Annotated in this window: 14 protein-coding genes and 1 pseudogene; 9 read left to right on the forward strand and 6 right to left on the reverse strand. The window is 54.2% G+C overall.

Going from position 1 to position 12,698, the window contains the following annotated elements:
- Nucleotides 1-44 precede the first annotated feature (44 nt).
- From PEH01S_RS15595 to PEH01S_RS15605, 3 genes are all read left to right on the forward strand, one after another.
- Nucleotides 45-1,040, forward strand: a complete 996-nt coding sequence (locus PEH01S_RS15595) for an ABC transporter substrate-binding protein (RefSeq protein WP_051570588.1) — start codon at nucleotides 45-47, stop codon at nucleotides 1,038-1,040.
- A gap of 196 nt (nucleotides 1,041-1,236) precedes the next feature.
- On the forward strand, nucleotides 1,237-1,827 hold the full coding sequence (locus PEH01S_RS15600) for a TetR/AcrR family transcriptional regulator (protein WP_127486524.1): 591 nt from the start codon (nucleotides 1,237-1,239) through the stop codon (nucleotides 1,825-1,827).
- A 60-nt stretch (nucleotides 1,828-1,887) separates the two neighbouring features.
- Complete coding sequence (locus PEH01S_RS15605; protein ID WP_025852317.1) at nucleotides 1,888-3,150, forward strand: FAD-dependent oxidoreductase; 1,263 nt, start codon at nucleotides 1,888-1,890, stop codon at nucleotides 3,148-3,150.
- Nucleotides 3,151-3,271: 121 nt separating this feature from the next.
- Here PEH01S_RS15605 and PEH01S_RS15610 read toward each other — a convergent pair whose 3' ends face one another.
- Entirely contained in the window at nucleotides 3,272-4,189 is a 918-nt protein-coding gene (locus tag PEH01S_RS15610; RefSeq protein ID WP_025852319.1) for a class I SAM-dependent methyltransferase, read from the reverse strand.
- A gap of 150 nt (nucleotides 4,190-4,339) precedes the next feature.
- Between PEH01S_RS15610 and PEH01S_RS15615 the strand changes: the two genes are divergently transcribed.
- The 3 genes from PEH01S_RS15615 to PEH01S_RS15625 are packed head-to-tail and all read left to right on the forward strand — an operon-like array spanning nucleotide 4,340 to nucleotide 6,224.
- Entirely contained in the window at nucleotides 4,340-5,164 is an 825-nt protein-coding gene (locus PEH01S_RS15615) for a TrmB family transcriptional regulator (protein ID WP_025852321.1), read from the forward strand.
- Entirely contained in the window at nucleotides 5,161-5,895 is a 735-nt protein-coding gene (locus tag PEH01S_RS15620; RefSeq protein WP_025852323.1) for an AzlC family ABC transporter permease, read from the forward strand. The genes PEH01S_RS15615 and PEH01S_RS15620 overlap by 4 nt, the downstream gene beginning before the upstream one ends.
- A complete protein-coding gene (locus tag PEH01S_RS15625; RefSeq protein ID WP_025852325.1) occupies nucleotides 5,886-6,224 on the forward strand; it encodes an AzlD domain-containing protein in 339 nt (112 codons plus the stop codon). The genes PEH01S_RS15620 and PEH01S_RS15625 overlap by 10 nt, the downstream gene beginning before the upstream one ends.
- A gap of 117 nt (nucleotides 6,225-6,341) precedes the next feature.
- On the opposite strand, the gene cysC is transcribed toward PEH01S_RS15625, so the two are convergent.
- Nucleotides 6,342-6,920: an adenylyl-sulfate kinase gene (gene cysC, locus PEH01S_RS15630; RefSeq protein WP_407669437.1), complete on the reverse strand. Its 579-nt coding sequence runs from the start codon at nucleotides 6,918-6,920 to the stop codon at nucleotides 6,342-6,344.
- 88 nt (nucleotides 6,921-7,008) lie between these two features.
- Here cysC and PEH01S_RS15635 point away from each other — a divergent pair, with 88 nt between their 5' ends.
- Complete coding sequence (locus PEH01S_RS15635) at nucleotides 7,009-7,749, forward strand: sulfotransferase family protein (RefSeq protein ID WP_164827865.1); 741 nt, start codon at nucleotides 7,009-7,011, stop codon at nucleotides 7,747-7,749.
- Between the two features lie 68 nt (nucleotides 7,750-7,817).
- On the opposite strand, the gene PEH01S_RS15640 is transcribed toward PEH01S_RS15635, so the two are convergent.
- On the reverse strand, nucleotides 7,818-8,495 hold the full coding sequence (locus tag PEH01S_RS15640) for a class I SAM-dependent methyltransferase (RefSeq protein WP_281281474.1): 678 nt from the start codon (nucleotides 8,493-8,495) through the stop codon (nucleotides 7,818-7,820).
- Nucleotide 8,496: 1 nt separating this feature from the next.
- On the reverse strand, nucleotides 8,497-8,787 hold the full coding sequence (locus tag PEH01S_RS15645) for a class I SAM-dependent methyltransferase (RefSeq protein ID WP_025852330.1): 291 nt from the start codon (nucleotides 8,785-8,787) through the stop codon (nucleotides 8,497-8,499).
- 206 nt (nucleotides 8,788-8,993) lie between these two features.
- On the opposite strand from PEH01S_RS15645, the gene PEH01S_RS15650 reads away from it, so the two are divergent.
- A complete protein-coding gene (locus tag PEH01S_RS15650) occupies nucleotides 8,994-9,446 on the forward strand; it encodes a MarR family winged helix-turn-helix transcriptional regulator (RefSeq protein WP_127486530.1) in 453 nt (150 codons plus the stop codon).
- 100 nt (nucleotides 9,447-9,546) lie between these two features.
- Nucleotides 9,547-10,580 (forward strand): annotated as a pseudogene (locus tag PEH01S_RS35430) (serine hydrolase domain-containing protein).
- A gap of 39 nt (nucleotides 10,581-10,619) precedes the next feature.
- Here PEH01S_RS35430 and PEH01S_RS15665 read toward each other — a convergent pair.
- Nucleotides 10,620-11,858, reverse strand: a complete 1,239-nt coding sequence (locus tag PEH01S_RS15665; RefSeq protein ID WP_127486534.1) for an adenosylhomocysteinase — start codon at nucleotides 11,856-11,858, stop codon at nucleotides 10,620-10,622.
- Nucleotides 11,859-11,979: 121 nt separating this feature from the next.
- Entirely contained in the window at nucleotides 11,980-12,567 is a 588-nt protein-coding gene (locus tag PEH01S_RS15670) for a class I SAM-dependent methyltransferase (RefSeq protein WP_246062936.1), read from the reverse strand.
- Nucleotides 12,568-12,698 lie beyond the last annotated feature (131 nt).

A 12,698-nucleotide genomic window follows, 5' to 3' on the forward strand; every position in this document is an offset into this window, starting at 1 on the left:
CTCATTGGGGGAGAGCGTCGTTGTTGAAACAGGTTCGTTTTAGAATGTCTGCTATTTTTCTGCTTTGTATGATGGTTGTCCTTGCGGGCTGCGGAACGAAAGCGCCGGACACGGGCGGGAGCGCAGCTAACGGTTCCGACGGCAAAGGAGCGGCTTCGCCGGGTTCCGCATCCGCACCTGCGGCCAAAGCGGACGAGGTACGGAAGATCAAACACATCATGGGCGAGACGGAAATCAAGGGAACGCCGAAGCGCGTGGTCGTCTTGACGAACGAGGGGACGGAAGCCGTGCTCGCGCTGGGCATCAAGCCGGTCGGAGCCATCCAATCGTGGGAGGGCGAGCCTTGGCACGATCACATCAAAGCGGAGATGGACGGCGTCGCGGTGCTCGGGTATGAGGATCAGCCGAATCTCGAAGCGATCGCCCAGCTCAACCCCGATCTTATTCTTGGCAATAAAACGCGGCACGAGAAGATTTACGAGCAGCTGTCGAAGATTGCGCCGACCGTATTCTCGGAGGATTTGACCGGCAGATGGAAAATAAACTTTAATTTTTACGCCGATGTGTTGAACAAGAAAGCCGAAGGCGAAAAAGTAATGAAGGAGTTCGATCAGCGCGTAGCCGATGCCAAAGCCAAGCTCGGACCGAAATTGGCGAGCAAAGTGTCCATCGTCAAATTTTCGTTCAAAGGCACGCAACTCTACAAAAAGGACACGTTCAGCGGCGTGCTGCTGGAGCAGCTCGGGTTCGCCCGTCCGGCGTCCCAGGACAAGCCGGAGTTTGCCGAGATGATCTCGCAGGAAAAAATGGATCTCATGGACGGCGACATTTTGTTCTATTGGGTGTCCGAATCCAAAGGGAAGAACGATGTCTCAAACAAAGCGAAAGAATGGTTCGACAGTCCGGTATTCAAAAACTTAAACGTCGCCAAAAATAATAAGGTGTTCAAGGTGAATGAAACGATCTGGAACACGGCGGGCGGCATTAAAGCGGCCAATCTGCTGCTTGACGACATCCTGAAGCGTTTTGAAGTGAACTAGTGAAATCGTATTCCGCTCGGGCGCAAAAAAGTCGGAGTTCCTGTTTCAGAGGGAACGTCCGGCTTTTTTGTCGTTGGAGGAGGTTCTTGCAAGGAGGCTCCCAGGGTGATTGACAAAGTCGAGAAGGACGTATATCATTTTTGTTAAGTGATCACTTAATGAGTATAGATTCCATAGCGCAAAAGGATGAGTTTCGATGAAAGCAAGAACCAGCCGTCAGCAGCAGGCGTTGGAAACGAAAAGCAAGCTGATCGATGCCGCCCTCCGAACGTTTTCCCGCAAAGGCTTTAGCGAAAGCACGACCAAGGACATTGCCAAGGAAGCCGGGGTTACGGATGGCTTGATCTATCACTATTTTCAGTCCAAGGAAGATTTGCTTTGGGCCATATTGGACAAATATACGCTCCTGCATTCGATCCGGCAAGCGCTGGCGGCCCTGGACAAGCAAGCGCCGCTAGAGCACAATTTGACGGCCTATTTTCAAGCCTTGTTCCGCAATCTGCGCGAGCAGCAGGATTTGATCGTGATGTGCTTCGGCGAGGCTCAGCGTAATCCGGAGATTCGTGCCAGGCTACAGGAAATTATACGCACCGGCGTCGAGCTGCTGGGCGAGTTTGTTGCGCCGCTGGTTCGTTTGGACCCGCAGGAGCTGCTGGTCGCAATCCGCAATGTGCAAACGTCGATGGTTTTTTATTTCTTAATGACCGCCCGGTTCGCCGACGATGACAAGCAGAGTATGGAGTATATCCGCACCTCGGTCAAGCAGTTTTTGAAAATCGTCACATAAATTTTTTTAGCAATTTCATTTATTAATTACTTAATAAACGAAAATGGAGGCGGGCTTGCTATGAATCATACGAATTCGGTCTTTAATCGGCAGCGGAAAATAATCGATGTGGACGTCGCGGTTGTCGGCGCCGGTCCCGGGGGCTGCATGCTTAGTTATTTGCTTGCGCGGAGCGGAGTAAGAACGGCGCTGCTGGAGCGGCATCACCGTCTGGATCGCGAATTCCGGGGATATTTTTTTCAACCGTCCGTCGTCAAGCTGTTCGATCAGATCGGTCTGCTCGAAGACATCTTACATATTCCGCATCAGCATGTGTCCAAATTTACGTTCGTCGACCACGGCAAGACGCTGTTCGAGGTTCGGTTCGACGAGCTGGAGCGGCCCTACAATTATGGTCTGAACCTACCGCAGCCTCCGCTGCTGGAGTTTTTTATCGGGCAGGCTGCCCGCTATCCTAACTTTACGTACTTCGGAGGAACGGCGGTGACGGACCTGATCGAAGAAGAAGGCGCGGTGCACGGCTTGATCGCCAGAAATCACGAGGGCGACGAGCTGGAAATGCGCTGCCGGCTTCTCGCCGGGGCCGACGGTCGACATTCCACGATTCGCAAGCTGGCGGGCCTGAGCCAGACGATAGGGGAGTTCGAGTTCGACTTCGTGTGGTTCGATATGCCTCAAGTTCCGGGCAAGGATTACCCGCTGCAAATTCAAATCGAAGACGAAGGCATGCTGATCTATATTCCAAAAGGCGAGGATCAAGTACAGGTCGGCTGGGTGATTCCGAAAAAGACGTATCCAGAGCTGGTGAAAAAAGGAATTGAGGATTTCGTCCGTACCTTAATTGCCGTCAAGCCGGATCTCCAGAAGGTGCTGCCTCATCATCTCAGGAGCTTCAAGCAATGTTCGGTACTGGACATTCAAGTTGGCATGACCGATACATGGGTGAAGGACGGCTTGCTTCTGCTCGGAGATGCGGCGCATATCGCTTCGCCGTTTTCCGGGCAGGGCAACAGCCTGGCCATTCAGGATGCGGTCATCGCGCACGATACGGTGATGAAGGCGTTGGAAGCCGAGGACAGAGGCATTGTGCCCGCCGGGCTTCTGAAAAGGTACGAGCTTTACCGCAAACCGGCGGTGGCCGAAATTCAGAGCATGCAGGCGATGCAGGCCCGTTTGATCGCCATGAAGGCCCCGGTGCTGCTCAGACTACGGCGCATGCTCGCGCCGTTGATACGCCGGACACCGCTTTTTCACCAGATGAGGAATAAGATTGCAATGGGCGTTCAGCAGGTAGACGTGAACACCACGTATTTTACGAGGTAAATTCATTGATACCGGGCCTGAACCTCCGTTTCGGGAATTCGGCGCCAGAAGCCAACACGTTCTTACGACGCGAATCCCAAGCGATAATGTTAAGTTGCCGCAGATCTATGCGATGGATTGCTCATTCGACAACCGCGTTTGCAAAATGCGAGTGTTCGTATGCGTAATAGCCGTCTGTGCGTCCTTGAAAGTAGTGTCCTTGGATGTGGGCTGGGCTCCAATGCTCTTGAAGACGCAAGCGGATGTCCAGCAGTTCGTCCGGGAGAGTGGACGGATCAAGACCCGTTAGCATAGGCTCGCCTGCACTTCGCAGCATCTCCTGCATCAGCTTTACGCGCTTGGCCGTCCGTTCGGTGTCGAAGGCGTCCGTATCCCAGTAATCGAATGTAACCGAGCTGCCCGCCGGGCAGAGGTTGGCGATCGAATGCAGCGAGGAGAATACCGCTTCCCGGGGCAAGTAATGGATGACACCCAGCCAACTAAAGAAACTTAATGACTTCGCATCGAACGACGATCTGGCTAGCGCCGTCTCCAAATTCTCCTTCGTAAAATCCAACGGCACAAAGTGGAGGTTGGACGGAAGCTCCCATCCCAATTCCGTAAGCCTGCGGCGTTTAAAGGCTTGCGTAGCAGGATGGTCGATTTCGAACACTTGGATATCCTTTAACGTCTCCGGATGCCTGAACGCAAACGTATCCATTCCGGCTCCGAGAATCAAATACTGCTTAGTCCCTTGCCTGATAGCGCTCTCAAGACGATCCTCCGCATACCGTGCCCGGCTGAGAAAGAGAGAGGTCGGAAAGTAGCTTTGCAGCATGCATGCCACCATCGCTGTCCGGTCTTCGCAAGCGGCAGCGCGTTCAGGATCGACGAGCTGAAGCGTCGTTACCATAGTCTGTTCGAATGCGGTGCGTTCCTCTTCCTTCAGCAAATGATGGGCCAGAAAATCATTGAAAATTTTTGGCGTTTCGTGAACGGCATGATAGCCCCGCAGGTATGCGCTCATCAGGGCGGAGCGTTTGATTTTTGAATCTTCCATTGTCATCCTCCTTTACTAACGACTTGATAGAAATGGGATTATTAAACAATTATAAACCATTTTCAGCAGTAGGGACATATTTTTTTGACAATTGGGATCCCTTTCCTTTAAAGTAGGTAGTATACTAACTACTACGAATGGAGGGGTTCTGTGGAAGACGTGTTTAAGGAACTGCAAAAGCTCGGCTTTTCGCTTTACGAGTGCAAGGCTTACGTCGGCTTGCTGAAATCGCACCCTGTCACCGGCTACGAAATAAGCAAGCGCTCGGGCGTGCCCCGGTCGATGATTTACGAGGTGCTCGGGAAGCTGATGGACAAAGGCGCGGTTCATCTTGTCCCATCCGAGCCGGTAAAATATGCCCCGGTGCCGGCAGACGAATGGATCGGCCGGTTGAGGAAGCAATTCGACCAGTCCTTTGCGTATTTGGAGAAATCGTTGACGGTGCTGCAGCAGGAACGGGAAATGGATGTCATCTGGCATATCCGCAGCGACGAATCGGTCATGAACGAAATCGCGGATCTGATCGGCAGAGCCGAGAAGGAGCTGTGGCTTTCGGTCTGGGAGCCGCAGGTTCCCGAGGTTAAGGCGTCGGTGGAGCGCCATCTCCGGGAGGGCGTTCCTGTGTTTTCCGTTCTGTTCGGAGCGCCGGAGACGCAGATCGGGACGACGTTTCACCATGACTACATGACGCCGGAGGTGGTGAAAGATCGGACCGGAGGGTATTTGACGATTGCCGCCCGGGACGGTCAAGAGGTGCTGATCGCCAACTTTTCGGGCGAATCTACCACTTGGGCGGTCAAGACGCACGACCCGGCCCTCGTGCTGGTAGCGACGGAATATGTCCGGCACGACATCATGATCGAAGAAATCACTTCCCAATTCGGTCCGGAAAGGCTGGATGCGCTGTGGCGGAATAACCCGGCCTTGACGCATGTCGTGACCGGAAAGCGGTTCGAGACCCGGGAGGAATCATGAGCGAGAAACAAATGCATGCGGTTTACCCGGGAAGCACCGGAAACGAAGAAGGCTTTATTCAAGGCGTGAAGGACTGTTTGCCTACGGTGCTGGGCTATTTGAGCATCGGCTTCGCGGCCGGCGTCGTCGAGAAAACGGCAGGGATGTCCCTTGCCGAAATTGTGCTGATGTCCTTGCTGCTGTATGCCGGTTCGGCGCAGTTCATCGCTGCCGGCATGATGGCGGCGGGCAGCCCCGCCACGGCTATCATTTTTACCGTATTTTTCGTCAACCTGCGCCATCTCCTTATGAGCGCAGCGCTGGCGCCTTATTTCCGGCATTTGCCGGCATGGAGAAATGCAGGGATCGGCTCGCTGTTAACCGACGAGACGTTCGGCGTAGCCGCTTCCCGCTTGACGGGCAAGTCCAAGGGCAGCGAGAAGTGGATGTTCGGTTTAAATGTGACCGCCTACCTCAACTGGCTTGTCGCCAATGTAGCCGGGGGCATTTTCGGTCAATGGATTCCCGACCCGGAAAAATTCGGGCTGGACTATGCGCTGCCGGCCATGTTCATCGGGCTGTTCATGCTTCAACTGATGGAGCGGTCGAAGCCCGGCGTAGATCTCCTCGTTGCATTTAGCGCCGTGGTGACGGCCATTGCCGGAAGTGTTTTCATATCCGAAAGCGCAGGCGTGCTGATTGCGATCTTGTTCGCCGCAAGTATAGGAGTGTGGATTGAAAAATGGAAATAAGGCCGAGCTTTCTATGGATGCTTCTTGGGGCGTCGCTCGTGACGCTGCTTCCACGAGTTTTGCCGCTTATCGTACTGAGCCGCATCCGGTTGCCGGATTGGGGACTTCGCTGGCTGGGTCATATCCCGATTGCCGTGATGTCCGCTTTGCTGGCGCAAGAGCTTCTCGTTTCGAAAGGCGCCTTCTCGCCGCAGCCCGTCGCTCTGCTGTCCGCCGTTCCTGCTTTTGCCGTAGCTTATTTCACAAGGAGCTTGTTGGGCACGGTTGTGACGGGCATTGCGGCGACGATGCTGTTCCGTTATCTTTCATCGCTGCTTGGCTTATCATGAAACGGGCATCATAAGGGGACAGGGGGTTCCGCGTATGATTCTTGTCGTTCCTGCACGACGAGAAAGCGGGACGGACCTGTCCTCTGTTTCTGAGATGAGACGAAGGGGATGGCTAACTCAGAAATGCTCGTGGATATACCCCCTTGCGACTAAATACTCTACGACCTTGGTTGCGCTAGCGTCTTCGGTTTCCCGTTCCGTATCGACGACAAGCTCGGGCTGCTCCGGCTCTTCATAAGGATCGGAAATCCCCGTGAAATGAGCAATTTCCCCGTTTATCGCCTTCCGGTAAAGTCCTTTGCCGTCCCTGCGGATGCATTCCTCCAGTGAACATTTCACGTAGACTTCTATAAAAGGAGCGATTTCCCGGCGCACATAGTCTCTCATGGACCGGTGGGGGGATATGAAAGAGGCCAGTACAATAACCCGGTTGCGGGTGAGCAGCTTGGCCACGTAGGTAACCCTTTCGATATTTCGGAAACGGTCTTCGCGCGAGAAGCCAAGATCGGCGCAAAGCTGCTGCCTTACCACGTCGCCGTCCAACCGCTCGACGGGGATTCCGGCGGATGCGAGCTTCTCTTCGACCAGCCGGCAGACCGTTGTTTTTCCGGCGCCGGACAGACCGGTGAACCAAACCGTGGCTCCGCCAGACATATGCATCTCTCCTTCTTTTTCATATTTGACGGTCATAGACATATAAGAAAGAAGCTTGAAGATGTCACCTATGATTAACGAACCGAATCGGGATGTGGATACCATTTTTGAACGAAGGAGGGAAATTGGAATGGATATCATCATCTCGGCTGTCGCTAACCGTACGGGCTCGACTTTAGTTCAGCGCATCTTCAATGCCCGCCGGAAAACGCTGATTTGGGGAGAGCATGGGGGAATCGTAACCGATTTCGTCAGAATCGGCGAGATGGCGGGATACTTCTCGATCCAAGGCAGGGGAGAGAAGGAAGCTTACTTCAAGAGCGGCGAGGATCCGAACACTTGGATCGCCAATATGTCGCCCGATTTGGAGCGAATCAGGGAAGGGGTCGTGCAAGCTGTCAAGGCATGCTTCAACGCCATGTATGCGGAGCACCGGGACAATCACGATCGAATCGGCTTTAAGGAAGTCCGTTACGGGAAGCCGGAAATCGAGCTGCTGAAAGCATGCTACCCTGATGCCGTGATCGTACTGTTGGTCCGTCATCCCGTTGACGTATGGAAAAGCGAAACATCTTACTGGTCGGGGGATGCAGGCTTGTTCTCCCGAATCTGGAACGAGCGGGCGATGCAGTATGCGGAGCTTCGCGATCCGGACCGGAGCATTCACCTGCTGCGGTACGAAGAGCTTGTCGAACGGGATGAAGCCACGCTCGGTCTGTTGGCGGAGCTGGCCGGCATTTCGCGCGACGAGATCGACAGCGTGCTAAACGTGAATTTGAACAGCACCCGTACCGAACGGCATGCCAGCGATATCGAGCAGATCCGGGCGATTTGTCGGGAAGGGATGGAGCGGCTTCGTTATGCGGATTAAATGGTGCAGCCAAGAGTCTTTTCGTTGAAAGGCTTCCGACTTTTGCCCGTGAACGAGCTTCGCTCACGTCAAGCTTGAGGCTTCCGCAAGGTGGTCATTGAGAAGCCGCAGCCCTGCAGTAGCGTATCGATAAACCGGTTTAAAGCGGGATTGCCCGTATCCGCAACGCGGGATGGAAGGACCACGTTGCCGTAAATTTGCAGCAATTGGTCGGTTAAGTATTTGTTGACCCAGCCCAGGACAAGGTCCGCTGCGATGCGGCTCGTCGGATTGTCGATGTCGGCGAAGGCCGAGCAAAATTCCTCTCCCCAGAACCGGCTGTTAAGAATGTTGCTGATGTTGAGAAGGGGACGGATCGGAAAAGGGAACGCTTGAACGATTTCGAAGTGCTTGGAGAACCGGTCAAGGATATCTTCCAGTGTTTCGACGCCGACATGTCCTTCCATGTACACGTATTTGCGTACGGTATCGTCAGGGTTTTTGGGGTTGCAGTTCAGATAGTCGATAAACCCCGACTCAATGCCGTGAAAACCGTATCCGCCGGGCTTCGTAATGCGGCTTATTTCCGCAATCATTGGATCCTTGCTCCGGAATTCGACATGACCGAAGAAATCCATCGTATAAATGAAATCGAACTCGTTGTCGGCATAAGGCAGCCCTTGCACGACATCGTACGTCAAAGCATGGTCGAAGCCGTTCTGCTTGGCGATCTCAATGCAGCTCGAGCTCATATCGACGCCGTACAACTCAATTTCCGGAAAAAAAATGCTTTAATCTCGCTCCAAAGGTTCCGGAGCCGCATCCGACTTCGAGTACCTTGGCCGACCGGTTTCCGGTATCGGTCAAATAGCGGCGAAGCGCTTCATGCAGGTAATGCGCTTTTTGGTAGACAAGCGTATTCCGCGTTACCCGCCCCTCGTTTGCTACGACACCTGCCACGTTGCTGTATGCGTATCGTTCCTGGTAATAAGCGGCAGGGTCGATGTCGAAAAGGGCGTAGGTAATATCGTCCTTCGTAAAAGGGGATTTTTCGTTCAACGTTCATTCCTCCTCGGATCGTGCGCAACCCGCGCAGCTGCATAAACCACTATATTCCGCGACCTCACGCGGCGAAACCTCGATGATTCACTTCCTGCGGAAATTTCCCGCTGCGGGACGACCTGGCTGGCTTGGGTAATTTGACAATTGACCGGTAAACCGTGTACATTAATATTGAAGTAAACTTAATAGTTAAGGAGCTTAAAATGAGTGAAGAGCTGATCCGTTACGTAAAAGAGATTAACCAAGCCGAATACGACACCAATGTGATGCTAACGCTGGAATATGCTGCGCTGGTCGATGAGACGATTACAGATAAGCAGCTTATTGTGCTCGGTATGATCCATCAGCACGGCCGGCTCAACACGGGCGAGATTGCCGATAAAATGGGGATTACTCCGAGCGCCGTCAGCCAATTTCTCGGCAAGCTGGAGAAAGCGGGGTACATTAAACGGTCGATCAATCCTGGCAACCGCAGGGAAATTATCGTCGAGCTGGATCAGAAGGGCACCGAGTATATGGCCCGAAACGAGCAGATCGAACGTTCCATTATTGAACGCTACTATTCGAAGCTGGGTATGGACGATATTTTGACGCTGCGAAAAATTGTCTTGAAGCTGAAAGCCATTGTTGAAGAGGAACAGGCGAAAGGAAACTAATTTTTTTGGATTACTATTAAGTTTACTTAAATATTAATTTGTATTAATTGTCGATAACGCAATTCCTTGCAATCGACTCCGAGGGGGGAGATAAATGGTTATGCCCGTGAATCCTACGACGAAATTTGAGCAAGCTGTCGACCGTATCGTTCAGCCTTATCTCGTTAAAAGGAAGCATGCGTTGCTGTCGGTCGGCATTTTGCGCGGAGGGGAGCGGTTTGTGTTCGGCTTCGGGGATTTGCGGCCGTTCGGAGCGGCATCCTACGAAAACCTTATGTACGAGATCGGTTCGATCACCAAAGTATTTACCACCTCGCTGCTCGCGCTGCTGATCGCCCAAGGCGCGCTCCGGCCGGATGATTCGCTTGGGAAGTTCGAGCCATCGCTCCCCGGCCGTCATCCGGTGACGCTTGCCCATCTGGCCACGCATACGTCGGGACTGCCGGGCTTTCCGGTGTTCAAAGCATGGCGCAACCGTTTCGACAAAACGCAGCATCGCGATCCTTACTGCCACTTTACGCCGCAGGAAGCCATTTCCTATTTGCGAAATATTTCTCGGGCAAGGTGGGGCGCAAATTTCGTTATTCCAATGAGGGAACGGGGATACTCGGCGAGCTTCTGGCGAGATGGCTTGGAACGGATTACGAGACGGCGATCATCGAACGCCTATGTTTGCCCCTAAATTTACCGGACACCGGCATCTCGCTGACCTTGGAGCAGCAGGCGAGAATGGTTCCGGGCTACGCGGGGAAAGACGTGCAGCGGCCCGAAACGCTGCTGCGCGACTATGCCGGAGCCGGAGCGCTTCGCTCCACGCTCGGCGATCAGCTGACGTTCCTGGCCGCCCATTTGTGCGACCACCCCAACGAAGAGCTGTGTCATGACCTGCTGATCAGCCAACAAACCTACGCGCGTCACAGCAAGACGGTTGGCGTCGGACTGGGATGGATCATCGACGAGCGCGGCAAGTTCGCCTGGCATAACGGATCGACGCATGGATTTTCCAGTTTTATGGGGTTTTATCAGGACCGGTCGTCCGGCATCGTTGTGCTCTCGAATTACCGGTCCGGTCTCTTGAGCGATTCCGTCGACCGGATCGGCCTCGACCTGCTCGATCTGTTGAAAAAACCGTAAGGATTGACGCAAAGAGGCCGCTGCGAGTGCGAGGCTCCTTCAACCCGTCCACCGGTCCGCAGCCTCGTCGATATTCAGTCCGAGCGACTGGAGCTTTAAGACAGCGATTTCCTCGTCAAGAGCGTAAGGCGCCTTCATGACTTCATTACCCAGCCGGTCGTAATGCCCGTTCATGTAGTGGAGCGACAAAGCCAGCAGGGCCAAGCGCATATCGGTCGTTTCGGTGCAATCATCGTCTACGGATGTTTCGTTCGCGGGCGGTCTTGCGTCATACAAATAAATTTTCCGCCCGTCGATAAGCTCGTACCGCTCAAGATTTTTCCGGACAGTGCCGCGGGATACGGCGATATCTGCAAGCTCGTTCGTATTGATCTCGCCACCGGGAAGTCCTGTCTGGCAGAGTAAGACGCCGTCTTTCATCAAAAAGCAATGCTTCCCGCCGATCGTATCCGGAGCTCCGGTTGCGCTGATCAGCAGGTCTCCGATTAAGGCCGCTTCCTGCAAGCGCATGACCTGGCAGCCGTCCATAAAGGCCTCGACCGCTTTCGGGGGATCGAGTTCCGCGACCACGACATGGGCGCCGAGGGCTCTGGCCTGCATGGCGATCGCTTTGCCGCGCAAGCCGTAGCCTGCGACCACGACCGTTTTGCCTGCTGCGTCGAAGGCCGCGGCCTGCAACAGGTCATCCCATACGGACGGTACGGTTCCGAACCGTCGGGCCAACGCATCCATGCCGGGGGCATCGTCTATAACGATCATCGGAAACGGAAGCCGTTGTTCCTTTTCAAGTTTCATCAGGCGCGGCAAGCCGGCTCTCGTCCGTGCCGCCCCGCCGCGAATGCCCGCCAGCAAGTCCGGGCGTTCCGCTTGCAGCATGGCGACCAGTTCTCCGCTGTCATCGACAATGAGATGAGGTCCTGTCTCCATGGCGCGGATAAGCCGTTCCTTCACGGTTTCCGGCTCCGTACCGAAATCGGTGATCACGGTGATCCCGTCGGCTGCCAAGGCGGCGCATATCCCGCTATTGTTCGGATGGGGGCCGCCGCCGGCTAGGACCAGCTCCGCTCCCCCGGCTTGGAGCGCCTTCCCAAGACAGGCCGTCGGCGCTTCCGGAGGAAGGGCAAGGACGATCTTCAGTCCCTTGAACGGCTGCTCGAGCGCGAACCGTTCCCGGAGGCGGTTCATAACAGGCATTTGCGAGCTTGCCCGGCTGATCCTACGCCGTCCTTCCTGGGCTAAAGCGCTATCGTTGATCCAAGTGCGGACTATAGCTTGCATCGTTGGTCATTCTTCCTTTCCGCGGTAATATGAGAAATACGCAAATGGGCAGAAGCAAAAGTGCGCCGATCCGATAGGGACGGGGATTCGAGCCGGCAGAGAAGCGGCAAGACATCCATCGTCAGCCCTCCTCCTTACGGCAAACATACACGAACGCCGGAGGAACATTGAAGGGAACGAAATGAATCCGCTCCATTGCAAATTGCCGGCTGAGCCGCTTGCGCATCTGCTGCGAATATTGAAAAGCGACGAACCGTCCGCCCGGTCTGAGGGAGGCCGCAATTTCGCTTAGGAGCCGGTCGCGCAAGCTTGGCGGGAAATTGAAATAAGGAAGTCCGCTGATAACGCAGTCGAGCGAATCGATTCCTTCCGTCCGCAAAACGGCCTGTAACCGGCCGGCATCTTCGTAACAGTCGCAGTCGGCAAATCTCTCCTGCAGCCGTCCGCGCAGCTCCGTATCTTTTTCGAACAAAAGAACGCGGGTATCGTCCTTCTTGGCCCTCTGAATGTATTTCGTAATCGCGCCTGTACCGGCTCCGAGCTCCGCAACACCGTTCACTTTCTCCCAGTTCACCGAGTCGACCATCTTTTTCGCCAAAAACGCGGAGCTTGGCGTGACGCTGCCGATTTGTTGAGGCGCGCGCGAAAATTTATACAAAAACAGCAGCTTTTCCTGAAGCGTGCCCATGCCGATGTCTCCCTTCGCCATCTGCTTTCTTCATCGTATCGAATAAATCTTCAGAACGAGTGCAGAAATTTCTGAAGGAATTCTGAAGAATTTATAAAGCGGGATTAATCCAAATTATTCGGCGTGTGGGTTTGCGGCAACATTTTTGTTAA

Origin of the sequence: Paenibacillus ehimensis NBRC 15659, from assembly GCF_004000785.1 — a bacterium.
In the GTDB taxonomy this organism is placed as follows: Bacteria; Bacillota; Bacilli; order Paenibacillales; family NBRC-103111; genus Paenibacillus_G; species Paenibacillus_G ehimensis.